Below are 1,556 nucleotides of genomic sequence, written 5' to 3'. Positions count from 1 at the left end.
CGTGATCTGAGCGATGCGGGCAACCGGGTGCGGCGCGTCGTGCGCGGCGCCCGGTCACGAAGCGGATCGGCGCTTCGTATCAGCGCTTGAACGTATCGACGGCCGTGCGGCCGACGGCCGGATCGTCGGTGAAGAAGCCGTCGATCCCCGCGCGCAGGTATGCCTGGATCTCGCGCACCGACCCGGCCGTGTTGCGCGTGGCCGGCGTGCCGCCGTCCTTCAGCGACGCGGGCAGGAAGTTGTTCTCCGGGCGGAACGTGTACGGATGCACGACGAGACCGGCCTCGTGCGCGTAGCGCACGTACGGCGTCGGCTGCTGCAGCGTGCCGTCCGCGGCGACCGCGATGATCGACGTCTTGTACGGCCCGACGCCGTTCGCATAGGTCGCGATCTCGCGCATGCCGTCGCGCGTCGACAGGTCGCCGTAGGTGCGCGTGTCGTTCGCCTTCACGAAGTCGTACGGGCGCTGCTGCGCTTCGTCCATCAACTGCACGAGCTTCCAGTTCGGCTGGCTCGACTTGATCCGGTTGCGGATCGTCTTCAGGTTCGCGACTTCGAACGACTGGATGTAGACGGTCGCGGTGCGCGACGTGTACGCATCCTTCAGCAGCGCGTCGACGAGGCGATCCTCGAGCGGCAGGCCGATCGACTGGAAGTAGGTCGGATGCTTGGTTTCCGGGTACAGGTGGATCGTGCGGCCGGTCTGCGCGGACATCTGCTTCGCGAGCGCGACGATCTCGTCGAACGTCGGAATCTCGAACTGGTCGTTGTACGCGGTATTGGCGGGGCGTACCTGCGGGATGCGCTCACGCGCCCGCAGCGTCTTCAGCTCGGCGAGCGTGAAATCCTCGGTGAACCAGCCCGTCAACTGCGTGCCGTCGATCGTCTTGGTCGCCTTGCGGCTCGCGAACTGCGGCAGCGCGGACACGTTCGTCGTGCCCGAGATCTCGTTTTCGTGGCGCGCGACCAGCACGCCGTCGCGGGTCGACACGAGGTCGGGCTCGATCACGTCCGCGCCGTCCTCGATCGCCTTGCGGTACGACGCGAGCGTGTGTTCGGGGCGCAGCGCGCTCGCGCCGCGATGGCCGACCACCTGGACCTTCGCGGAAATTGGCTGCGTGGGATCGCGCGTCAGATCGTCGCCACCGCCGCACGCGGCGAGCAGGAACGCGGCGGCACAGGCGAACGGGGCGTAGCGCAGGGAGGTCGGGCGCTTGAGGAGCATGTCGATGAACCTTCGAAAACGGAGTCGGAAAGGAGGCGGAAAGGAGCTCGCGCCGGCGGCCCGGCGGGGAGCCCGGGCTGAACGGAGTCGAACGGTGCGCGATCGTCGCATCGAATAATTACATATGTATTACTTCGACCTTTCCGTTTTGCTTTGAAGGCGCGACGTGCAGGGCAGCGCGAGTGACGGCGGGCTGCTGCGCACCGCATTCCGGCCGTCGCAACGAGTTCGTGCGCCGGATGCACTAAACTTGCGGGAATTTTGCATCGCCGCAGCGGGGCCGAGGCCCGCCTGGCGCGACGATGCGGCGACTCGCGGGCCGGCGCGGGCG

The 1,556-nt window shown here is 67.5% G+C and carries 1 protein-coding gene; it reads right to left on the bottom strand.

The features are described from left to right. Positions 1–79: 79 nt before the first annotated feature. Positions 80–1,225: a glycerophosphodiester phosphodiesterase gene (locus JMF90_RS36575; protein ID WP_011547816.1), complete on the bottom strand. Its 1,146-nt coding sequence runs from the start codon at positions 1,223–1,225 to the stop codon at positions 80–82. Positions 1,226–1,556: the final 331 nt, after the last annotated feature.

Origin of the sequence: Burkholderia sp. E168m23 (assembly GCF_016586125.1) — a bacterium.
Taxonomy (GTDB): Bacteria; Pseudomonadota; Gammaproteobacteria; order Burkholderiales; family Burkholderiaceae; genus Burkholderia; species Burkholderia orbicola.
Note: the sequence above shows the minus strand (reverse complement) of the source record. Positions and strands in the feature narration are given on the sequence as shown.